Here is a 23,610-nt window from a genome sequence, read left to right as displayed (position 1 = left end):
TTTACGACAATCTTCCCTATAATGAAAATAAAAATTTCTCTCTTATTCCTATTAATCTCTCAAGCTATCTACGCTGATGATAAGTCTATCCAAATTCAAGAGCGTATGAATGATCAGCATATACAAAAAGAGTACCAATTAGAACACCCGAAGCAAAATAACCATATAAACATTCCTGAAAACAATGCTAATAATCAGCAAATATCACTTACCCGCCAAGAGTTAATTCAACAGCCAAATTTGCTTAATTCAGCTATGCTATCGGCATTAGCAATGAACCATATCGAAAATATCCTTTTTCTTCTCCCTATTTATCAGCAGTTGCCGCAAACTCAACAAAATAGCGAAGTACTGCAATGGGCTAAAGCGATAGAGGCGAAAGCAGACCAAGATTATACCAAAGCCATTCAACTGTACCGCAATCTTATTGCGAGTTACCCTGAGCATCAAATCATTAGAATGCAATTAGCGGTTGCCTTATTTGAAAATCGTGAAACAGAAGCTGCTGAAGCTCAATTTCACAAGCTACAAGCGGATAAATTACCGCCACAAATTACACAAATCATCACCGGTTATTTAGAAGCTATCAGTAAACAAGATAAGTGGAATCTTCAAGGTGGGCTAACCTATTTAAACGATCCGAATATTAATAATGCTCCGGCTTCAGGCACACGATACGGCAATTGGATTGCACCGAAAAGAGAATCGGCACAAGGTATTGGCTTTTATTTTGAAGCGGATAAAAAATGGTCTTGGGGAAATGGTTTCTTTCACCAATTTCGTTTAAATACAAATGGCAAATATTACTGGAATAATAAAAAATATAATGAATATTCCTTGCGAGAAAGTATTGGTATTGGCTACCAAACTGCTAAGCAACGTGTCACTTTCTCACCTTTTTTAGAACAAGTGTGGTATAGCGGTGGCTCTAGACAAAGCGAAAGTGCAAAACGTTATTCCAACAGTGGCGGTATTAATAGCCATTGGCGATATTGGCTAACTCCACAATGGCAAGCTGCCATTACTTATGAATATGCCGAGCAGCGTTACACTCGCCGCCAGCACTTAGACGGTAATTACCATTTTGTTGCACCATCGCTTTATTTTTACCCAAACAGCCAGCAGTATTGGTTTTTAGGGGCAAACTTTAATCGAACCAGCACACGAGATTTAGATGATAGTTTTATTCGCCGAGGTATTTCTGTCGGTTGGGGGCAAGAGTGGAAAAACGGTTTATTAAGCCAACTGAGTTTAAGTTATGCTAAAAAACAATATCGTGCCGATATGCCTATTTTCGATCTTACTCAACGAAATAAAGAATATAGCGTGCAAACTAGCTTATGGCATCGAGGATTGCACTTCTGGGGCATTACACCTCGCTTAACTTGGCATTATACAAAAGTAAAAAGCAACCACTCGTTTTACAGTTATGATAAGAACAGAGTCTATCTTGAGTTCTCTCATACTTTCTAGTCTAAATGTAAATCGCCCCTGTTGATATGTAAATCGCTTCGGGGCGTTTTTATTTAGCTTTTTAACAACTTTTTCAAACGATACAGTTCGTCTAACGCTTGTCTTGGGGTTAGTTCATCTGGCTGAATAGCATTGAGTGCTTTCTCCACTTCGCTGATTTTAGGCTCTGCAAGCGGTGAAATTTTGTCATTATTTTGCAAATCGCTATCAAAAGAGGCATTAAATAATAGATCCGCTTGTGGATGTTCGTTTGCTTGTTTTGTTTGCTCAGAGATTTCTTCTAAGTGGGCTAAACGCTGTTTTGCCAGCTGAATGACTTGTTTCGGCACCCCAGCCAAAGCTGCTACTGCCAAACCGTAACTTTTACTTGCAGCCCCTTCTTGCACGCTGTGCATAAAGGCGATAGTGTCGTTATGTTCTCTGGCATCTAAATGCACATTTGCCACACCTTTAAGCTGATTCGGCAAGCCGGTTAATTCAAAGTAATGGGTCGCAAATAGCGTGAGGGACTGCGTCTTTTTCGCCAACCATTCTGCACACGCCCACGCAAGTGAAAGCCCGTCATAAGTTGAAGTTCCTCTCCCGATTTCATCAATCAGCACAAGGCTGTTTTCGGTGGCTTGGTGCAGAATATTCGCCATTTCGGTCATTTCCACCATAAAGGTTGAACGCCCAGAGGCGAGATCATCACTGGCTCCAATACGGGTAAAAATGCGATCAATCGGCCCGATTTCCGCACTTTCCGCTGGCACAAAACTGCCAATATATGCCATTAACGTAATCAGGGCAATTTGTCGCATATAGGTACTTTTACCGCCCATATTCGGTCCCGTTACGATCAATAAATGACGCTGAGCATTCAAAAATACAGGGTTAGCGATAAACGGCTCTTTTAACACTTGCTCTACCACTGGGTGTCTGCCACCTTTAATATTTACCCCTCTATTTGGGCTAAAAGTCGGGCAAACATAATTTAGGCTTTCAGCTCGCTCGGCAAGATTAGTTAAGACATCTAATTCCGAAAGTACCATTGCCGCCAGTTGTAGTTCACCCAAACGAGGCATCAAAATATCAAACAGCTCATCGTAGAGTTGCTTTTCTAATGCCAATGCTGCCCCTTTCGATTTCAGCACCTTATCTTCATAGGTTTTTAATTCAGGGATAATATAACGCTCTGCATTCTTTAACGTTTGACGGCGAACATAATGAATCGGTGCTTTATGGGCTTGCCCTTGGCTGATTTGAATATAGTAGCCGTGCACCGCATTAAAGCCGATTTTTAGGGTATCAATGCCCGTACTTTCACGCTCACGAATTTCTAGGTTTTCTAAATATTGCGTTGCCCCGTCTGAAAGTTGTCGCCATTCATCAAGTTCCGTATTGTAACCTTGGGCAATCACCCCACCATCACGAATTAGTTGCGGTGGATTTTCAATAATTGAACGTGCTAATAAATTGTGTAGCTCACTAAAATCAGCTAATTGTGAGAGTAATTTATCTAAACTAGCGGTCAGATTTTGCGAATTTTTTGCAATTTCGGGGATTTGTGCCAGAGCAGTACGTAAGCGAGTAAGATCTCGAGGGCGAGCCGAACGCAATGCCACTCGAGCGAGAATACGCTCCATATCGCCCACTTGTTGCAACAATGGTTGTAAATCGGCAATACGATCATTTTGCATTAACGCTGCAATGGTCTGCTGGCGGTTTTGTAGTTTGCCACAATCTCGAACTGGTTGATGAATCCAACGCTTTAATAAACGGCTCCCCATTGGGGTAACACATTTATCTAATACATCGGCAAGGGTATGTTCTGTACCGCCGGCAAGGTTTTGGGTCAGTTCAAGATTTCGGCGGGTAGCGGCATCAAGCAATACGGTATCGCTATGTTGAGCTAAATGAATGGCATTAATATGCGGTAATGCCGTGCGTTGAGTTTCTTGGGCATAATGTAGCACACAACCTGCGGCACAAAGGGCAACAACCGCTTTTTCCACCCCAAAGCCGGCTAAACTTTGCGTACCGAATTGGCGGTTTAGTAACTGAATTGCGGTTACCAACTCAAATTCCCATACTGGGCGACGACGTAAACCTTTGTAATTATTTAAAATGCCTGCCGCAGAAAAATCTTCTGGGTAGAGAATTTCCGCTGGTTGCAAGCGTTGTAATTCAGCCGTGAGTGCCTCTTTACTTGCTAATTCGCTGATTAAAAACCGTCCGGAAGTCATATCTAATGTGGCAATGGCAAAGGTACCTTTTTCTTCATAAATGGCTGCCACCAAATTATCCTGCCGTTCAGGCAAAAGAGCCTCATCACTAACCGTTCCAGGTGTTACAATCCGAACAACCTTACGTTCAACCGGGCCTTTTGAGGTAGCAGGGTCGCCAATTTGCTCACAAATTGCAACACTTTCCCCCAATGCCACCAATTTTGCCAAATAGCCTTCCACTGCATGATACGGCACCCCCGCCATTGGAATCGGCTCACCTGCAGATTGCCCACGCTTGGTTAATGAAATATCCAACAATGTAGCGGCTTTTTTGGCATCATCATAAAACAACTCATAAAAATCCCCCATTCGATAAAACAGCAGAATGTCTGGGTTTTGAGCTTTAAGTTGTAAGTATTGCACCATCATTGGCGTATGGTTGGATAGATCTTTTGTCATTTGAGATTTATGTAGTTAGATATAATTATAATTAGTGTAACAGATTCGCAATTTAGAAAAAACAAGGCTATTTTAGCCCTTGATTTTGCAGGTATTATTCATTACCTTCCTTTTGTTAATAAAATAGCATTTGCATCGCATAATTGAGTGCAAATCCACCAATAACTAACCAAAGAAAGCTCATTAATCCGAGTAATAAAGGTTGAAATCCAGCTTGTTTCAACGTTGAGAGTTGCGTTGTAATCCCCATTGCTGCCATCGCCATCATCAAAAGAACAGCCGATATTTGACTTAAGAAACGGACAATATCCGCAGGAATCCACCCAGTTGAATTAATCAGTGCCATCACAATAAATAAGAGGGCGAACCAAGGCATTTTGAATTGGTAGGTTCCCTGCTCGCTACGTTGTAAGTAAAAAGAGAGCAAAATCAAAAAAGGAGCAAGCATTAGCACTCGAATCATTTTACTGATCACTGCAACATCTGCTAATTCAGGGCTGATCATTTTGCCCGCACTATACACTTGGGCAACCTCGTGAATTGACGAACCAATATAAATGCCAAATTGTTTATCCGTTAAGCCAAGAGCAAGGGAATACAAGGTTGGGTAAAGAAACATTGCTATAGAACCAAAAATAACAATTAAGCCTATTGAAACAGAAACTTTATGCGAATCTGCTTTGACGACAGATTGAGCCCCTAAAATCGCAGCTGCTCCACAAATACTACATCCTGTTGCGGTTAAATAAACAATTTGTTTATCAATTTTGAGCAAATAAATACCAAGTAAGCAAGTTACAAAGAAAGTACTGATTAACATTATGGCATCGGTTACAATCGCATTAACACCGACTAATTGAATATCTTGCATTGTTAAATTAAATCCATACAAAATAATACCGAGACGTAATAAGATTCCCTTTGCAAAATTAACCCCGACAGCAATTTGACTTTCTAAACGGCGATAAACAATATTGCCAATAAGAAAGCCCGATAAAATAGCTAAAATTAATGCACTTAAATGCAAGGTTTGAGAAAAAGATGTTAAAGAGATTAATTTAGCAAATAATGTAACTGCACCTACAAGAGCTAAGCCAGGAAGATAATTTTTCATAATAATTTCAGAAAGGTAAAAAATAAGCGGTCAAATTTTAGCAGAACTTTGCAACTTTGTCTGATTAGGTGTGCATCGCTAGAAGCACACCTTTTAAAGTATATTGATTAGGATAGCGTGATTTTTTGCCCCGATTCTGCACTTTCAAACACCACTTCAATTATTTTAAGTACACAGATAACTTCATCAAGTTTTACTAATGGCTCAGCATTATTGGCAATCGTTTGATATAAATTTTCTACTAAGCATTGATAACTTGCTTTTGTATTTGGATAAGGCTGACGCACTACATTGCCATTGATTTCCGTATGCAAAATACCCCATTCACTTTCAGTTTCTGCATTCCAATCATCAACGGGAACAACACCATTTTTTAATAAATCTTCTTGATTATCGGCATTTTGTTTAACATAAGAACCTAGTTTACCGTGCAACACAAAAGTTGGACTAGGTTCACGAGCATATTTACTTGCTTTTAGTACCATTTTAAAACCATTAGCATAGTAAAGATGAATATCAAAATTATCGTCCACCAATGCTCCTTCGTGCTGATAACGCACATCAGCATAAACGGCTTGCGGCTTACCAAATAAATACAAGGCTTGGTCAATTAAATGCACACCTAAATCATAAACTAAGCCTGTGCCTTTATCGCCCGCCTCTTTCCATACTTTCGCATTTTTTTCTTTAGCATAACGATCAAAACGGATTTCACAATCTACTACATCGCCTAATAAATTCTGCTCCAAAATAGTTTTTGCTGTAGCAATATGGCTATCCCAGCGACGATTTTGATAAACATAAAGCACCTTGCCCTGCTCTTTCGCAAGCGTTGCAAGCTCTTTTGCCTCTGTAACTGTTGCCACCAACGGCTTTTCAACCAACACGTGCTTACCGGCTAATAAGGCATCTTTTACCATATCATAATGTGTTTGGTTTGGTGTAGTAATCACAATTAAATCAATCTCATCAGTTAAAAGTGAAGCAAAATCTCGCACTGTTTCCGCACTTGGTAACCACTGAGCCGCATTATTACTTGTACGCTCATACACTTTCTGCACACAAAAACGAGCATCTTGTTTAAAGAAAGGAAGATGAAAAACCCGGCTGGAAAAACCGGCTCCAGCAAGACCGATATTGACTATTTGCATAAAATCTCCTTAACGCTTTTTTGTTTATTGTACTCGGAAAGGAGCACAAGCGGTTAAATTTTAAGGAAATTTTGCAAAACATTTTGCTCCAAATATTTAGAGTGTAGTGATGTGGCAATGGAGGAAATTTAAAAAGCCAACTTCGTCAAAAGTTGGCTTTTATTGGTTCTATTATATTCTATTTTTTCTTCGCATATTTAAGCGAGTCAATCGCTACAGCTAAAATAATGATGCTACCTTTAATGATATATTGCCAGTAAGGGTTTACGCCGATATAGGTTAAACCGTAGTTAATTACGGTAAAGATTAATACCCCAGTTACAACACCAATAATGGTTCCGACACCACCAGCGAAAGATACACCACCTACTACACAAGCGGCAATGGCATCCATCTCATACATAAAACCTAAGTTATTTGTTGCACTACCGATACGACCTGCTTCTAACATACCACCAAAGGCATAGAAGATACCAGAAATCATATAGATACCCATTAGGTTTAAAGGTACATTTACCCCCGAAACACGAGCGGCTTCTGGGTTACCACCGATAGCAAAGACGTTTTTACCAAAGCGGGTTTTATTCCATAGCGTCCACATAATAATAGTGGCAATCACTGCATAAATGGTAATGTATGAGAGTTTAAAATCACCAAAACGGAAAAAACCCTGTGCAAAAGTTGAGAAATTATCGCTAAAACCAGCAATAGGAGAAGAACCTACCGCATCATAGTAAAGAGAGTTAATACCATATACGATAATCATTGTTCCCATTGTGGCAATAAACGGAGTTACGTTTAGGTATGCAATCACAATACCGTTAAATAAACCGATTAAACCACCAATCACACAGACCGTTAAAACAACCACTGGAATAGGAATTTCGCCGAGGTCAGGGAACACTTTGTTCATATTTTCCATTGATTGTAACAAGGTGGCAGAAATTACCGCCGCCAAGCCTACTTGTCGTCCTGCTGATAAGTCTGTACCTTGGGTAACAATTAAGCCTGCTACCCCAAGGGCAATGATTAAACGAACGGAAGATTGCGATAAAATATTACTGAAGTTTCGTAAACTTAAGAAACTTGGGTCTTGTACAATAATGACAATTAATAAAATTAAAAGTACAAAATAAATAGCATTTTGTTTAAAAAAATCGAGCGTTTTATTTTGTTGTAACGCGGACATAATTCACTCCTTGTTTATAAGTATTTTGCTGCGAGTTGCAAGATTTCTTCTTGCGAGGTTTTGGCGGTTTCAACAATACCTGCAACTTTACCGTTACTCATCACTAAAATTCGGTCTGTTACCCCTAGTAGTTCTGGCATTTCTGATGAGATCATAATAATCCCTTTATCTTTATTGGCTAATTCTAAAATCAGTTGGTAGATTTCAAATTTGGCACCAATATCAATGCCTCGAGTAGGTTCATCTAGCATTAAGATTTCAGGCTGGGTAAGTAACCAACGCCCAATAATTACCTTTTGCTGATTACCGCCAGATAACGAACCAATATTGGTTTGGTGTGAGGGAGTTTTGACGTTCATTGCATCAATCACCCATTGGGTATCACTTCTCATTTTTTTATTACTTAGCAAACCAAATTTCCCTAGGTAAGACTTCATATTCGAGATCAATGAATTGAATTCGATACTTAAGTTTGCATAAATACCCGTTGAGCGACGTTCTTCTGTAACTAACGCAAAACCATTATTAATGGCATCAAAAGCATTGCGGTTATTGATAACTTTATCGTGTAATTTGACCGTTCCCGCTGCTTTATCACGCACTCCAAAAATAGTTTCTACAATATCGGTGCGTTTTGCCCCAACTAAGCCAGCCACACCTAAAATTTCACCTTTACGTAGCGTGAAACTCACATCTTGAATAGACGGCTGGTTTTTAGCAGTCAGATTTTCGACTTCTAATACCACTTCTTTTGGTATATTTGTTTTTGCAGGGAAACGTTGTGTAAGTTCTCGCCCTACCATCATCGAAACGACTTGATCCATTGAAGTATCTTGGATTGCAACCGTATTGACCCATTTTCCATCTCGAAGAATGGTAATTTCATCGCAAATTTTGAAAATCTCATCCATTTTGTGAGAAATATAGATAATGCCACAGCCTCTATCTTTTAATTTTTGAATAATTTTAAAGAGATGCTCCACCTCTTTTTCTGAAAGAGAGGAAGTTGGCTCATCCATAATCACAATTTTTGCGTCATAAGAAAATGCTTTAGCAATTTCAATCATCTGCATTTGTGATACAGACAGTTTTGCAACTTTTTCTTTAGGATCAACATTAATATCTAATTCATCAAAAATCGCTTTGGTATCACGATACATTTTATCGTGATCAACAAAAGGCCCTCTTAATGGATAACGACCTAACCATAAATTATCCATTACCGTAACTTGTTTGACGAGATTCAACTCTTGGTGAACCATTGAGATCCCGTTTTCTAGTGCTTCTTTTGATGTTTTAAAATTCACAGGTTTGCCAAGAAAAAGAATTTCGCCTTCATCTTTAGCATAAATACCAAATAAACATTTGAGCAGTGTGGATTTACCTGCTCCATTTTCTCCCATTAAAGCGTGAACACTGTGGGATTTTACAGTTAAGTTAGCGTGATCTAAGGCTTTCACCCCCGGAAACGACTTACTTACATTTGTCATTGTAAGTAATACTTCGCCTGTCATATCTCACCCCTGATTACATCGAAAAATCGAAAAAAAGGCACGAATGCTGACACTCGTGCCATAAAGTACTGATTATTTTAAAAATTCTTCAAGATTATCTTGATCAACACCTACATAAGGAATACGTACAACACGGTTTTCTAATTTCCATTGTGTATCAGCCACTGCATCTTTACCATCTGCTAAGTTTGCTGAAAGCTGAACAACCGCTTTACCTTGGTTTACACCATCGTTTAACACAGTACCTGCAATTTCACCTTTTTTGATTAATTGAAGAACTTCAGGTAATGCATCTACACCAAAGATAGGTAATTTTCTGCCGTGTGCTTTTGTTGCTTCTAATGCACCTAGAGCCATACCATCATTGTTAGAAATGATCACTTCAATATCTTTTGCTTTACCGCTTGATAACCAAGCATCTACTTTATCTTTTGCTTGAGCTGCATCCCATAAAGCTGCATCCATAAAGATTTGCTCACTTTCAATGCCTTGTGCTTTTAAGCTTTCTACAACATATCTTGTACGAGCTTCTGCATCAGGGTGGCCAGGTTCACCTTTTAACAGTGCAAATTGGATTTTGCCATCTTTATTTAAGTCTAATTCTGGATTTGCTTTCCATTGTTTTGCAATTAATTCACCTTGAATAATACCTGACTCTTTAGGCTCTGTACCCACATAATAGGCTTTTGGATAGCTCTCAATCGCAGCTGAACCTGGGTCTTTGTTAAAGAAAACAATAGGTACATCTTCTGATTTTGCTTTTTGAATAATGGTTTTATACGCAGAAGGGTCCACTAAATTAATGGCTAATGCTTTAACACCTTTAGAAAGTAATACATCTACTTGGTCATTTTGGATAGATTGAGTATTTTGTGAGTCATTCATTAATAACTCAACTTTTTGTTCTTTACCTTCTTTCTCAATTTCTTTACGCATTAATGCCATAAAGTTATCGTCGTATTTATAGATGGTTACACCAATACGATTTTCAGCTTGAGCGGTGCTGATAGTTGCACCTAAAGCGACTGCTACTGCGACTGCACTTAATACTGCTTTCTTCATAGGATATTCCCTCTTTTTATATAGACATATTAATTGCTTACCATAAGCAACTTGCAGCAAAGAATAACGAATTTTTAGAAAATAATCCGTGATCGCTATCACAAATTTCACACAAAATGGAGAAAATTTTAATCCCAATAGTTATTTTTAAATATTTACTCCACAAATAATATAACAAAATATTATAAAAATATGGCCGCTTGTAAAAAATTAAGGCAGCTTAAAAGCTGCCCTAAAAATCAAATTACTACTTTAAAAATTGGGATAAGTTTTCTTGACTAACACCAATATGCGGAACATAAATTGTTCGCTCTTTTTGTGCTTCCCATTCGGTTCCCTGTGTTGCAGGCTTACCATCAGCTAAATTTGCCACTAATTTTACTACTACTTTGCTCTGAGCAAGGCTATCATTAAGTACCGAACCTGTCATTTCACCTGTTTTAATTAATGCTAATGCTTCAGGTAAGGCATCAAATAAAGGTAACTGTTTCTCGTGAGCTCGTAAGGCATCTAAAGCCCCTATTGCCATTTCATCGTTATTTGAAATAACAATCTCAATTTCATTCGCTCGGTTTGACACAAGCCACTCATTCATTTTATTACGAGCAACCGCTGCACGCCACATCGCAGTATCACTATAAACCTCTTCTGTTGCAATGCCTTGTCGATTCAACTCATCGATAACAGCTTGAGAGCGAATAGCACTTACATCACTTGGCTCACCTTTTAATAGAACATACTGTAACTTACCATCTTTATTAAGATCGAAACTCGGATTAGCCTTCCACGCATTAGCTATAAGTTCACCTTGGATTTTACCCGCTTCTTTAGGATCAGCACTCACAAAATAAGTTTTGTCATAACTTGCTAAAGCTGCAGGTTCAGGCGAGCGATTAAAAAAGACAACCGGTACGTTATGTACTTTTGCTTTTTCAACAATAGTTTTTGATTCATTTGCATTAACAATATTAACTGCCAATACTTTCATTTTATGGGCAAGCAATGTTTCAACTTGTTTTAATTGCTTAACTTGAGAGTTCTGAGCATCATTCATAAACCATTTTAGATGAGTTAAATTTTTTGCCTCATCGTTTATATCTTTACGCATCTGCTTCATAAAGTTATCATCATATTTATAAATAGTTACCCCGACTCGATGTTCAGGCTGAGCATAACTCACATTCGCAGTAAAGATCACAAATAATGCTAAAGCACTTAATACGATATGTTTCATAGAATGTCCCTCTTGCTATGTAAAAATATGATTAGACTAGAGAATAGCTAATTTTGCCAGAATCGTCCGTGATCTAGTTCACAGTTTAGGAAAGAAAAATAGAGCTTGCTAATTTACTATATGCTAAGAAGATTTAATAAACTTAAGACGCAGATGGTCGTAAACCCAATTAAAAATAACAGAATAAACCAAAATAAATAATGTCATTCCAATATCAAGCAGAAAAGCTTCCCACCAACCAATATTAAGCATATACATTACTAAAGGAATAGTAAAAATCAACAAACCACCTTCAAATAACAGTGAATGTATAATACGAATACCTAATCCTCTGGCAACTCGCTCACCCGTAATAACTTTATCGAATCCCCAGTTAAAGATAAAATTCCACACCATTGCAATAACTGAAATCAATATAATCACTCCTGTTAAAGCACCAGTGCTGTGGCTTGTAAATAATGATGTTAGAATAACCGTAAAAATTATTGCGAAAAGCTCAAATAATACTGCGTGTAAAACTCGCTCTCTAGCGGTCATTTTTCCTCCAAAATTTACAAATCACGAAAAAGCCAAAAGTATATTTTAAATCAAATTATTACAGATTTAGGATTGCGACAAAAGCCATTTCGTTTTAAAGTAATGTGATGATTTACTATTTTACAAGGATTATGCAATGAAAAATGATAAACCGACCGAATGTGAAAGCTGTAATACTTTTGATGTTGGCTCTATTTTAGACAACAGTGAAACTGTTGCGACGATTCAACGTATTTACGAAACAGAAGTTGAAGCTAAAGCGGCCCTTGAAAAACTCACTCAAAAAGCACGAGATGTTGAATCAGAGCCTTGCGAAATCAGCAGTGAGATTAAAGCTGTTGAAGGTGGTTTTGAACTTAATGCCCATTTCAAATTTAGTTGCCAAGCAGAAGTGGTAATTTTCCAATTAGGAACTCGCCATTAATTATTATTCAATTAAGCAAAGAATTGCTTAGTCCCTTCCAACAATTCTTTGCTTTATTTTCCAAAATATTCAGTTATTAACACTTCATTTAAAAACTCAACGCACTCAATATTTTTTAGATAAAACACACTTACAAAAACTTTTATATCTATCTCAGTTAAAGAAGCAGATAATCCATTTCCCAAAACAAAATAATTTCCTGTAAAACTTTGCAAAATGAACTCTATTTTGTTCTAATACTTCCCAAAGCAATTTAACTTTTTGCTACAATTCCAACTATTTATTGAATTTATAAATTAGCAGAGAAGAATATGAATACAAGTTCTTTTAACCGTACTTGGGCGAAAGTCATTTTAAGTGCGTTAATGCGTTATGGCGTAAAACATTTTTGTATTGCACCTGGTTCTCGTTCTACCCCTTTAACCCTTGAAGCAGTGCAATTACAACAAACACAATATGCACAGTGCCACACTCACTTTGATGAGCGAGGCTTAGGTTTTTATGCTTTAGGAATTGCAAAGGCGACAAACGATCCTGTTGCTATTATTGTGACTTCTGGCACGGCTGTTGCAAACCTCTATCCTGCTGTGATTGAGGCAAGCTTAACGCACCAAAAATTAATTATTCTCTCTGCTGATCGTCCAACTGAGCTAATTGGTTGTGGTGTTAATCAAGCTATTGCTCAACAAGGTATTTTTGCAGATTACCCTGTTGAAAGTGTCAATCTTCCAAAAGCAAATGAAGCCTATAATGCAAGCTGGCTTGTCTCAACCATTGAAAAAGCCTGCACAACACAAGCTCAGAAAGGTGGTGTTTTACATATTAACACGCCTTTTGAAGAGCCTCTTTATGATGCAGATATTAACGAAATATTAAACTCGCCTTGGCTTCGACCAGTTCAAGGATGGTTAAATAACACTCAGACTAAATGGATAGATCAACAAGCTATTCAAAGCGAAGTTTCGATGCACGAAAATTGGGATTATTGGCGAACTAAACGAGGTGTAATCATCGTTGGTAAATTACCGCCAGAACAAGGCACAGGTTTAAAAACCTGGGCGGAAACAATGGGCTGGTGCTTACTGAGTGATGTACAATCTTGCATTGAAGCAAGCCTTCCTTATGCGGATATTTGGCTTTCAAATGAAACTGTGAAGCAACGCTTATTACAAGCAGATATTGTCATTCAATTTGGTACACAACTTGTCAGCAAGCGTGTAAATGAGTTTTTAAAGGCTTTCCAAGGCGAATATTGGTTAGTTGATGAATCACAAGATTATATTAACCCTTATGCTCACCACCAAACACGTTTTATTGCTAAAGCTCATCACTTTTTACGTGTGCATCCGCCACTACGTCAAAAACCGTGGCTACTTGAACCGCTTGCATTATCGCAATTCTGTGCAACCTTTATTGAGCAACAAGTCGGAGGCAGTTTAAGTGAAGCTTCGCTTGCACATAATATTCAAGATGTATTAGCAGTAAATGGTAATTTATTTATTGGAAATAGCCTCTTTGTACGTTTAGTTGATGCTCTGTGCAGTTTACCTGAAGGCTACCCTGTTTATACTAATCGAGGAGCAAGTGGAATTGATGGTTTAATTGCAACAATGGCAGGGATTGCAAAAGGGAGCGATCGCCCAACAGTTGGTGTTGTCGGCGATATTTCCGCATTACACGATTTAAATTCTATCGCCTTATTAACCAAAATTACACAACCTACTATTTTATTTGTTGTGAATAATAGTGGTGGAGCAATTTTCGATATGCTACCTGTTGATACTCAAGCTAAGAACCAATATTATCGCTTAATGCATAACTTTGAATTTGCTCAAATTGCCACAATGTTTGGTATTGAATATATCCGCCCTTTTACTTGGGCAGATTTAAAAAGTAAATTAAAACACGCTTATGCTCGCAAAGGTGTTACGCTCGTCGAAATTAAAGTGAATGAGCACGATGGTAGCAATATGTATAAATCATTGCTAAAACAAATCTCCCAAGCAGAAATAGCTTAATTCTCAGAACGCACCAGCTCTGCTGGTGCTTTTATTAGCTAAAATGTCAAACATTCTTTCATCGCAATGGCACGCAGCAGAAGGTACTCCTGTTGTATTCTTACACGGTTTACTGGGTTCACAACAAGACTGGCACAAAGTGCTATCTCTTTTGCAAAATTTCCCTAAAATTCGACCGCTTACCCTCGATCTCCCTTTTCACGGCTTAAGTGAACAGGTAACTTGTAGAGATTTTGCAGAAATGCGTTCACTACTACACACAACGCTAACCCATTTAATTGGTTCACAACCCTTCTATTTAGTCGGCTACTCTTTAGGGGGAAGAACTGCATTAGACTATCTGCTCAATATAGATAATCCAAATTTAAAAGGAACAATATTAGAAGGTGCGAATATCGGCTTAAGTTCTGAAACAGAACGCCAAACTCGGCTGCAAAACGATCTGGCTTGGGCAAATCGTTTCCGCAATGAACCAATAGAAAATGTACTAAAAGATTGGTATCAACAACCTGTTTTTGCCGATTTAACCAGCCAACAACGCACAGCTTATATCGCAAGCCGAATAGATAACCAAGGCTACCACATCGCCCAAATGCTAGAAGCAACAAGCCTTGCCAAACAACCGAATTACGCAAAGCAACTCAAAACTTCGCAAAAAAACGTCATCTTTTTTATTGGCGAACACGATTTAAAATTCCGACAAATGGCAGAACAAAACCAACTGCCGACACAAATTATTCAAAATGCAGGCCATAATGCCCATAGAGGAAATGCAAAAGAGTTTGTAAAAAAACTAGGGGCGTTTATAGAAAGAAGTGAGGCGAGTTAGTTTATTTTAAGCCTATTACTTACTTCACACAGAAATCCCAAAACAAAAACCTAGAGTGGCAAAGCCACTCACTTATCACTAACCTAGTACGCATTTGCGTGCTAGGTTTAAAAACTATCGTTTCCTAGCCACTTCCCCCCTGCAACCTCTGCAACAATCTATCCATTGCCCTATACCCCAACGCTTCCGCCAAATGTGCTTGTTGAATGTTTTGCTCGCCGGCTAAATCAGCAATAGTGCGAGAGACTTTTAAAATACGATGATAAGCTCGTACCGATAATCCTAGCTTCGTTAAAGCATTTTCTAAAAAAAGAGCATCTTGGGCGGAAAGTTTACAATCTCGCTCAATTTCTCGGGTTGTGAGTTGAGCGTTAATTTTCCCCGCTCGCTGAAATTGCATTTCTCTGGCTAAAAACACCCGCTTGCGAACCTGTTCTGTGGTTTCGCCTCGATCTTCATTGCCACTTTGTAATGCACCTTGTGGCAATAACGGTACTTCAATCGACAAATCAAAACGATCTAAGAAGGGCCCTGAAAGCCGATTCAAATATCGCATAACCTGCTGTGGCGAGGCTCTATTATGCGAACCTTGATAATGCCCCGTAGGACTTGGGTTCATTGCCGCAATCAACTGAAAGCGAGCAGGGAATTGCACTTTCGCATTAGCTCTGGAAATAATAATTTCACCAGCCTCTAATGGCTGACGCAAGGCATCTAGTACCTTTCGCTCAAATTCGGGCAGTTCATCTAAGAAAAGCACACCGTTATGGGCGAGAGAAATTTCCCCCGGTTTTGGGATCGAACCGCCTGTCAAAGTTACAAATAAGTGACATAATAGGCAACACATGGAACGGTAGAATAAGGCTTAAGCCTATTTTTTTACCTTAAAAAGATACTATTTAATGGCATCATTTACACAAATAGCTATCAAAGCTTTTAAAAAGATACTAATAGAAGTCAAATTATCTATGAAAACAGAACAAACTTTTAAACAAGTTCGTAAGATTAAACCAACACGCCTTAGTGTATCAGGTTATCTTCCTTTCAAAGAGGGAATTAGTGTACCTTACGAATCTACACTTGAGCGCGATCTCTTACTCTATTTTACTTATATGCCTGCGGTAGAGGAAATCGTTTCTCAGCCTACTCGCATTTTGTTTGTAAAAAATGGACTAACCTATCCTTACACACCAGATTTTTTCATTCGTTTCAATGATGGGCGACCGTCCTTGTTAATTGAAGTGAAACCGAAATCAAAATGGAAAGAACATTGGCGGGATTGGAAAGAGAAATGGAAAGCGACAATGAAATTTGCGAAGAAGAATGATTGCATCTTTCATATTTATGATGAAGATAAAATTCGTCATCTTGCTTTATTCAATATTAACATCGTACAGCGATACAAGAGATTACAGTGCGATCCTGAAGATATTAAAGCGGTACTCTCTCAAGTGAAATTGCTTGGTGGCACCACAATAGATTATCTACTTTCTCGTTTCTTTACAGGTTCTTTGTATCGCACGAAAGGATTACAAATTATCTATCACTTGTTGGCAACCAAACAACTAACTTGTAATTGGTTTGAGCCACTTTCTGAATTTACTGAAGTTTGGGGATATTCAAATGACTAATTCAAATGAAAAAGGATTTATTCACCCACGTTATCATGGCAAGTTAGAGCGTGGTCGTATTATTCTTCAAAAGGGTAATATTTATGTAAATCGTGAAGATGGCGAACAATATGAGTTACTTGAATATCTTGATGAAGATGCTCAGGTCATGATTAGACATATTCATACTCGCCAAAGCAAGATTGCCAGTATTCATCAGTTAGATAATTTAAAAATCAATGAGCGTGAAGATATATCCGTTGATTTAAGTGCAATCAGTGATGATTATTGGGAAAAAGCACTAGAAAAATACGAAATGATCAAACCGTTGCTTAATTATGAACAACATAGTCCCGCATCGGTAAAATCTCGAGCTGAAGAAGTCGGTGTAAGTAAACGTAGTTTATATCGTTGGTTACAAGCCTATAACTCATTAGGTTCTATCGCTGGGTTAGTCAATCGTAAACGTGGTTGGGCTGAAGGTAATTCTCGTTTAACTAAAGAACAAGATGAATTAGTTACATTAGTCATTAATGAGTTTTACCTGCACAAGCAACGTCCTTCTATTGAGCAGACGATTCGTGAAATACAACGTGTAGCGAGTCAAAAAGGCATTGATAGCCCTAGCCGTAGAACTATTCGACAACGTATTTTACGTATTTCGGAAGAAGAAAGGTTACGTAAACGTGGACAAAAAGAAAAAGCGAAGAATAAATTTACACCTAAACCAAATAGTTTTCCAAATGCTGATTCTCCGCTAAGTGTGATTCAAATCGACCATACACCTGTTGATTTGATTATCGTAGATAATCAGTATCGCAAGCCGATTGGCAGACCATATTTAACGTTAGCAATGGATGTGTATAGCCGAATGATTACAGGTTATTACCTATCACTTGATGCACCGTCTGTTACTTCCGTTGCAATGTGTATTGCTCGCAGTATTTTACCCAAAGAGCGTTTATTACTCGATCACAATGTAAAAGGTGAATGGTCAGTATTTGGTTATCCAAATAAAATTCATGTGGATAATGGTGCAGATTTCCGTTCACTTGATTTATCAAAATCTTGTGAAGCACATGGTATTGCTTTGGAATTTCGCCCAGTCGGTCGTCCTGAATTTGGTGGGCATATTGAACGTGTGATTGGTACATTTATGAAAGAGGTTCATTGTTTGAATGGAACAACTTTCTCTAGTACAAAAGAAAAAGATACTTATCAATCCGAAGCTGAAGCTGTAATGACCTTAGATGAATTTGAAACATGGCTGATTAACTACATTGTAAATGTATATCACAAACGTGTTCACTCTGCTCTAGGTATGTCACCAGTTCAAAAATGGCGATTAGGGATTTTTGGAGATAAAGAGCATGTAGGTTGTGGTTATCCGCAAATGCCCGTTGATGAACAAACGCTATTACTTGATTTTTTACCAAGTGAAAAACGTACTATTCAGCACAATGGGGTAACGATTGATGGCTTGCGTTACTATGATGTCGCACTCAATATGTATATTAATGATTCGGATGAAAGTGGTAAGAGTAAAGAATTTTTATTCCGTCGTGACCCACGAAATATTGGAAAGATTTGGTTCTATGACCCAAGATTAAAACGTTATTTTCCAATTCCATTTGCAGACCAATCATTGCCTGATATGAGTATTTGGGAATACAAGCAGGTTCGCCAATACTTAAAAAATAAAAATGAAAAGTTAATTCATTCACAGCAAATTAATGAAGCATTAACTGAAATGCGTGAACTAGTGAAGCAATCCGTTCAACGTTCTAAGAAAGCTCGTAGGCAAGCACAGCGGCAGAAAGTTCATGAAAAAAGTGAGGTAGTTATTCCAATAGCTTTAAAGGAAAGTAAATCATTAGAAATGACTAAAGCACCTGTATCTAATTTACTTTCAGATAGCGAATTTACCTTTGGGGATATTGAATAATGGAAACGCAATATGAGTATATTCATGAGAAATTTCGTCATTTAGTAAGTGCAAGTAATCAAGAACGGATTGAGTTTTTAGATGAACCTCGTTGGATAGGTTATCCTGTTGCAAATCAAATCGTTGAAAATCTCGTTTCACTGATGAATAAACCGAAAAGACCAAGAATGTTTAATTTGCTAGTAGTAGGTGATTCTAATAACGGTAAAACAACCTTAATTCGCCATTTCTACGACTTATACGGACAAACTTACATCGATAGTCTATCGGATGGTGTTCGCCCTGTTATTTTGGCGGAAGCACCGCCAAGTGCAAATGAGAAAGAGCTTTATATTTCATTGTTAGAGCGTTTTTACGTTCCGTATCGTGCAACAGATAGTATAGCCAAATTACGTTATCAAACTATTCACTTATTTAGAGAATACAAAGTGAAGATGTTGATTATTGATGAGTTTCACTCTCTGCTTGTGGGGACGCCACGCTTACAAAGGCAAGTAATGAACGCAATTAAGATGCTATGTAATGAATTGCAAATTCCAATAGTTGGCGTAGGAACACGAGATGCTATTCGAGTGTTGCACACAGATCCACAACACGCAAGCCGTTTTGATGTGGCTGAATTACCAATATGGAAGTTAGATAAAGAGTTTCAAAAGTTGCTTTTCCAATTTCAAGGTATTTTGCCATTAAAGAAATGTTCAAACCTACATTTACCTGAATTAGCTACAAAAATTCATATTATTTCAGGTGGAAACTTAGGAAATGTACATCGTTTATTAATGGCTTGTGCTGTGGAAGCAATTACATCTGGCACAGAGCAAATCACATTAGAAATCATAGAGCGTAACTCATGGATAAGACCAACGCAGGGCTTTCGAAAAATTATCGGATAAGAAAAGGCGTAATTAAGACGCATTGTTATCCGAATGAAAGTATAAGTTCATGGTTAATTAGAGCTGCATTAGATTGCGGTACTGAGCCATTAACATTTACAGGGTTTTATTGGGATAAATTACGACTATGGACGTATGATTTAGACAGAGGGTTTGAGCTTATTCAACCTAGAATCTATTCTGATATTCGTGACTTATCTTTGAATGAAATAGTAAACCTAGAGGCTCACTCTCTTTATTCTGTATTAAAACGGATTAATGGAGAGAAAACCTTGATGAAAGGTCAAGCTAAATGGGTTATACCTAGAAGCTCTCGTAATCGTTCATATCGCATAGGTCAGCCTTATTGCCCTTGCTGTTTAGATGAAATACCGTACTTACGAAATGAATGGCGTTTTGCATGGTGTTTTGGTTGTCTGAAACATCAAACATTACTTGAAATAAAGTGCCATTGTTGTAATGAATTATATCAACCACATTTACTTTCTGCGGATAAAAGACATCTTAGCTATTGCCATTATTGCGGTGAGAAGTTAAATTATTACACTAATTCATTAAGTAAAACGGAAATTGAAACACTACAAATACTCAACACTGTTTTTACAACTGATTCAGGTGTGTGTTTTCAAAAACATATTAATTCTCAAAAGTATTTTGCTACTTTACGTTATTTTATAAATCTCCTTCGTCGTGGAGCAATAGTAAAATCTTCTCATTCTATTGCAAGATTTCTTGAGCAGTTAGGGGTATCACAAAGTAACCTATTCCAACCTAAAACAGCATTAGCATTTGAGTTACTACCGATAGATGAGCGTAAAAACCTTTTGGTGAATGCTGTAAAAATTCTTCAGTTATCTTCTGAAGCAATTATTTATGCAATTCAACAAAGTGAAATTACGCAAAAAGCCTTTGCTTTTGAAAACTACCCTTCTGAGCTTGATTCACTATTCAAACATGCTAGAGATGGTCGGACTGTTAATCGAAAAACAGTAGCAAGTAAGCCTAAAATTAATTCTATTTTAAGTCTTAATCGTCAATGGGAGCGATTAAAACGACAATTACAAATTGCAGTATGAAGATACCCCAAATTCGCCCGAAAAATAGTTGCTCTATTTGTGGCAACACACCAGTTAAACGCAAATTCCAAGAGGAATATTATTGTGCAAATTGTTACGCCCAATGGTTCAAACCGAAAATCTGTAGAGATTGCGGACATATTAAGCGTATTCATAAGCAAAGTGAGATTTGTTTGGAATGTGAGAGATTAACGAGCTGTGTACGTTGTGGTAAAACAGTTGGTACATTTGAAGTTGGTATGATTAGCCAATATGGTTCTGTTTGTAAAGTGTGTGTTCGCTATTTTCGAGAAGAAAAAGAATGCGATGAATGTGGCAAAATGACACGAGATAGATATCGTTCGCCAGTAACTAATGAATCTATCTGCCTTTCATGTTATCGCCGATATACTTTTGCAACGTGTAAGAATTGTCGTCGTTATCGTAAAGTGCATAATCAAGAAAAGCAATTATGTAAGAAATGTGATGAAAAGCTACTTTCAACCTGCCCTAAATGCAAAACAGAAATGCCCTCTGGTTATGGTAATATTTGCCCTGATTGTGCAAAGAGAACCTTGTTATTCAATATGATTCGCTTAAATGTGCATATATTCCGTAATAAAGCATTGAAAACCGCCTACAAGAAATTCATTTTTTGGTGTATGAGGAAATGCGGTATTAGCGTGGCATTGCATAAAGGCCCAGGCTTTATGCAGTTCTTTATTGATTGTGATGATATTTGGCAAAAAGTCCCTAATTATGCAGAATTAATTACTCACTTTAAACCAAATGGCTTACGAGCAAATTTAACAGTATTGCGTTGGCTACTAGATACTAATCAAGTTGTTGTTGATGAATCATTGAAAGCTGATTTAGCAGAGCTAGAACGCATACAAGCCTTATTCAATAAACTTAAAGAGTCTGCACCTTGTATTGCAACTTACTACCATAAATTACAAAGACGATATGATAATGGCAAAACTTCACTTAAATCAATACGATTAGCTTTACAACCAGCGATAGACTTAATTAGCTCTAATAACATAACGAATTATCCAACACAAGAACAGTTAAATCACTATCTTGTAATAAAATCAGGACAAATGGCTGCGATAACAGGTTTTATTAACCATTTGAAATCAGATTACAACTGTGAGCTGAATATTGACCGTAAACTAATTCAACAGATGAAATCTAAACAGCTTAAGAAGCATTGTTTTAAACGATTAGTTGAACTCTACAAAAAGTCAGACTTAACCGAAAATGAGAAAATGGAACTTGTTTATGTAGTGTTATACAGTTTATATGGTGTAGAGCTAAAAAAGCTAAAACGTGATGAAATCTTTTTATTCGATGATGTTGCTTACTATCATGATGAAGATAAGAATTATTTCCTACCTAAAGACATTTACCTGCGTTTAACCTCAACTTTTTAAGTAAAAATTCATTTTGCTATTTTGATCGAAAAAATGGATTTTTATCAAAAGCCTCCTATTGTCATCTTCTAAATAGTTATTTAAACAATAGATGAAATAATTGTAATGTAGATTCTATGTAAATTATGAGATGTTATGATCGTAAATAGGTAATTATTAAAGACAATCAGTTTGAGAAGTAGTATTTGAGTTAGTAATAGATATTCTTTCGTATAAATAAACTTCTAACTGAAAGTATTCTCTGCAGTGATAATTCACAATTGGTTAAATTGAATTCTCCATAATATTTAGATGTATGCTTAGGGTTTATTTATCAAATACTGATTCTCATTTAATTTGTTCTAATATCCTAATTTCTCACAGTAGTTAAATATATAGTATTTCTTAGTTCAAATTTTTTGAATAAATAAGTCAATTTTATTTGCTTTTATTTTCATAAATAATATTTAGAATGAAATAAATGAAACAAGAATGAGGTTGATATTATATGGATAAACTACTTGTAGTTGCTTTTGGCGGAAATGCTCTCATCTCAGATCCTCATAGGACAGATTTTAATCATCAGTATGAATGTTTAAGTCAGTCAGTTGACAATATTTTATCATTACAAGAATTAGGCTGGAAAATACTTATTGTTCATGGTAATGGACCTCAGGTCGGATTTTCTTTACAGCGTTCTGAAATTGCTAAAAAAGAAGTTAGTCCTATTTCTATAGATTATGCGGTGGCTGAATCTCAAGGCTCAATAGGTTTTATGTTTCAAAGAGCCATATACAACGAATTAAAAAAACGCAATTTGGATTTTCAGGTTGCAACCTTAATTACACAAACCTTAGTAGATAGAAACGATCCAGCTTTCTTAGTTCCATCAAAGCCAGTTGGTTGTTTCATGACGGAAAAGCAAGCTAAAGAAAAGGAGTTAGCTTTAGGGTGGAGTGTAATGGAGGATTCAGGGAGAGGATTTAGAAGAACTGTAGCTAGCCCTGAACCTAAAAAGGTATTAGAAACTTCAATAATTAAATCACTTTTAGAACGTCATTCAATAGTGATTGCAGGAGGAGGAGGGGGAATTGCTGTATGTGAAGATAGCCAAGGTTATTTGAGTGGTGTTGAAGCTGTTATAGATAAAGATCTTACGGCAGCTTTACTCGCTATTGAGCTAAATGCTAGATATTTATTAATTTCTACTGGAGTTCCCAAAGTTGCTATTAATTTTGGTAAGCCTAATCAGCAATGGTTAGATAAATTATCTAAAAGTGATGCGCAAGATCTAATAGATAAAGGGGAATTTGGTGAGGGATCGATGTTACCAAAAATAGAAGCATTGCTTAAATATATATCAGTTTGCCCAAAAGGATGTGGAATTATTACAACTCCAGCTTTAATGATGGATGCATTATTAAGTAAAAATGGGACTCGTATTGAGGGAACAAAATACGCACCTGACTTTTAGGTAGATT

Annotated in this window: 18 protein-coding genes and 1 pseudogene; 10 read left to right on the top strand and 9 right to left on the bottom strand. The window is 37.2% G+C overall.

The window, feature by feature from the left end; translation table 11 throughout:
- Nucleotides 1–21 precede the first annotated feature (21 nt).
- Entirely contained in the window at nucleotides 22–1,473 is a 1,452-nt protein-coding gene (locus PTQ27_RS07500) for a porin family protein (protein WP_273749128.1), read from the top strand.
- A 53-nt stretch (nucleotides 1,474–1,526) separates the two neighbouring features.
- On the opposite strand, the gene mutS is transcribed toward PTQ27_RS07500, so the two are convergent.
- The 8 genes from mutS to PTQ27_RS07460 all read right to left on the bottom strand — a co-directional run bounded on the left by mutS (nucleotide 1,527) and on the right by PTQ27_RS07460 (nucleotide 11,940).
- Complete coding sequence (mutS, locus tag PTQ27_RS07495) at nucleotides 1,527–4,139, bottom strand: DNA mismatch repair protein MutS (protein ID WP_273749129.1); 2,613 nt, start codon at nucleotides 4,137–4,139, stop codon at nucleotides 1,527–1,529.
- Nucleotides 4,140–4,254: 115 nt separating this feature from the next.
- The gene (locus PTQ27_RS07490) at nucleotides 4,255–5,253 is read right to left on the bottom strand and encodes a YeiH family protein (protein ID WP_273749130.1); all 999 of its coding nucleotides are present in this window, start codon (nucleotides 5,251–5,253) and stop codon (nucleotides 4,255–4,257) included.
- Nucleotides 5,254–5,360: 107 nt separating this feature from the next.
- Complete coding sequence (locus tag PTQ27_RS07485; RefSeq protein ID WP_273749131.1) at nucleotides 5,361–6,404, bottom strand: Gfo/Idh/MocA family oxidoreductase; 1,044 nt, start codon at nucleotides 6,402–6,404, stop codon at nucleotides 5,361–5,363.
- A gap of 178 nt (nucleotides 6,405–6,582) precedes the next feature.
- Nucleotides 6,583–7,593 (bottom strand): galactose/methyl galactoside ABC transporter permease MglC, encoded by a 1,011-nt coding sequence (mglC, locus tag PTQ27_RS07480; RefSeq protein ID WP_273749132.1) that lies wholly within the window; start codon nucleotides 7,591–7,593, stop codon nucleotides 6,583–6,585.
- 14 nt (nucleotides 7,594–7,607) lie between these two features.
- Nucleotides 7,608–9,107 carry a galactose/methyl galactoside ABC transporter ATP-binding protein MglA gene (mglA, locus tag PTQ27_RS07475; protein WP_273749133.1) on the bottom strand — a complete coding sequence of 500 codons (1,500 nt, stop codon included), beginning with the start codon at nucleotides 9,105–9,107 and terminating at the stop codon, nucleotides 7,608–7,610.
- A 72-nt stretch (nucleotides 9,108–9,179) separates the two neighbouring features.
- Nucleotides 9,180–10,169, bottom strand: coding sequence for a galactose/glucose ABC transporter substrate-binding protein MglB (mglB, locus tag PTQ27_RS07470; protein WP_273749134.1), 990 nt, complete (start codon nucleotides 10,167–10,169; stop codon nucleotides 9,180–9,182).
- Nucleotides 10,170–10,416: 247 nt separating this feature from the next.
- The gene (locus PTQ27_RS07465; RefSeq protein WP_273749135.1) at nucleotides 10,417–11,403 is read right to left on the bottom strand and encodes a substrate-binding domain-containing protein; all 987 of its coding nucleotides are present in this window, start codon (nucleotides 11,401–11,403) and stop codon (nucleotides 10,417–10,419) included.
- Nucleotides 11,404–11,526: 123 nt separating this feature from the next.
- Nucleotides 11,527–11,940 (bottom strand): PACE efflux transporter, encoded by a 414-nt coding sequence (locus PTQ27_RS07460; protein WP_273749136.1) that lies wholly within the window; start codon nucleotides 11,938–11,940, stop codon nucleotides 11,527–11,529.
- Nucleotides 11,941–12,076: 136 nt separating this feature from the next.
- Here PTQ27_RS07460 and PTQ27_RS07455 point away from each other — a divergent pair, with 136 nt between their 5' ends.
- The 3 genes from PTQ27_RS07455 (at nucleotide 12,077) to menH (ending at nucleotide 15,211) form a co-directional block, all read left to right on the top strand.
- Nucleotides 12,077–12,364 (top strand): YfcZ/YiiS family protein, encoded by a 288-nt coding sequence (locus PTQ27_RS07455; protein ID WP_273749137.1) that lies wholly within the window; start codon nucleotides 12,077–12,079, stop codon nucleotides 12,362–12,364.
- 311 nt (nucleotides 12,365–12,675) lie between these two features.
- Nucleotides 12,676–14,382 carry a 2-succinyl-5-enolpyruvyl-6-hydroxy-3-cyclohexene-1-carboxylic-acid synthase gene (gene menD, locus PTQ27_RS07450; RefSeq protein WP_273749138.1) on the top strand — a complete coding sequence of 569 codons (1,707 nt, stop codon included), beginning with the start codon at nucleotides 12,676–12,678 and terminating at the stop codon, nucleotides 14,380–14,382.
- Between the two features lie 52 nt (nucleotides 14,383–14,434).
- A complete protein-coding gene (menH, locus tag PTQ27_RS07445; protein WP_273749248.1) occupies nucleotides 14,435–15,211 on the top strand; it encodes a 2-succinyl-6-hydroxy-2,4-cyclohexadiene-1-carboxylate synthase in 777 nt (258 codons plus the stop codon).
- Between the two features lie 124 nt (nucleotides 15,212–15,335).
- Here the strand turns inward: menH and PTQ27_RS07440 are convergent.
- A pseudogene (locus PTQ27_RS07440) lies at nucleotides 15,336–16,019 on the bottom strand (ATP-binding protein); the annotation flags it as partial.
- Nucleotides 16,020–16,179: 160 nt separating this feature from the next.
- Here PTQ27_RS07440 and PTQ27_RS07435 point away from each other — a divergent pair.
- From PTQ27_RS07435 to PTQ27_RS07410, 6 genes are all read left to right on the top strand, one after another.
- On the top strand, nucleotides 16,180–16,842 hold the full coding sequence (locus PTQ27_RS07435; protein WP_273749139.1) for a TnsA endonuclease N-terminal domain-containing protein: 663 nt from the start codon (nucleotides 16,180–16,182) through the stop codon (nucleotides 16,840–16,842).
- Nucleotides 16,835–18,766 carry a TnsB C-terminal domain-containing protein gene (locus tag PTQ27_RS07430; RefSeq protein ID WP_273749140.1) on the top strand — a complete coding sequence of 644 codons (1,932 nt, stop codon included), beginning with the start codon at nucleotides 16,835–16,837 and terminating at the stop codon, nucleotides 18,764–18,766. The genes PTQ27_RS07435 and PTQ27_RS07430 overlap by 8 nt, the downstream gene beginning before the upstream one ends.
- The gene (locus tag PTQ27_RS07425) at nucleotides 18,766–19,659 is read left to right on the top strand and encodes a TniB family NTP-binding protein (protein WP_273749141.1); all 894 of its coding nucleotides are present in this window, start codon (nucleotides 18,766–18,768) and stop codon (nucleotides 19,657–19,659) included. The genes PTQ27_RS07430 and PTQ27_RS07425 overlap by 1 nt, the downstream gene beginning before the upstream one ends.
- Nucleotides 19,617–20,735 (top strand): TniQ family protein, encoded by a 1,119-nt coding sequence (locus PTQ27_RS07420; RefSeq protein WP_273749142.1) that lies wholly within the window; start codon nucleotides 19,617–19,619, stop codon nucleotides 20,733–20,735. The genes PTQ27_RS07425 and PTQ27_RS07420 overlap by 43 nt, the downstream gene beginning before the upstream one ends.
- Nucleotides 20,696–22,150 carry a hypothetical protein gene (locus PTQ27_RS07415; RefSeq protein ID WP_273749143.1) on the top strand — a complete coding sequence of 485 codons (1,455 nt, stop codon included), beginning with the start codon at nucleotides 20,696–20,698 and terminating at the stop codon, nucleotides 22,148–22,150. The genes PTQ27_RS07420 and PTQ27_RS07415 overlap by 40 nt, the downstream gene beginning before the upstream one ends.
- Before the next feature lie 487 nt (nucleotides 22,151–22,637).
- Nucleotides 22,638–23,603, top strand: coding sequence for a carbamate kinase (locus PTQ27_RS07410; RefSeq protein ID WP_273749144.1), 966 nt, complete (start codon nucleotides 22,638–22,640; stop codon nucleotides 23,601–23,603).
- Nucleotides 23,604–23,610: the final 7 nt, after the last annotated feature.

It is taken from the genome of Mannheimia cairinae (assembly GCF_028649535.1).
Taxonomy (GTDB): domain Bacteria; phylum Pseudomonadota; class Gammaproteobacteria; order Enterobacterales; family Pasteurellaceae; genus Mannheimia; species Mannheimia cairinae.
This window is presented reverse-complemented; position numbering and strand designations above follow the sequence as displayed.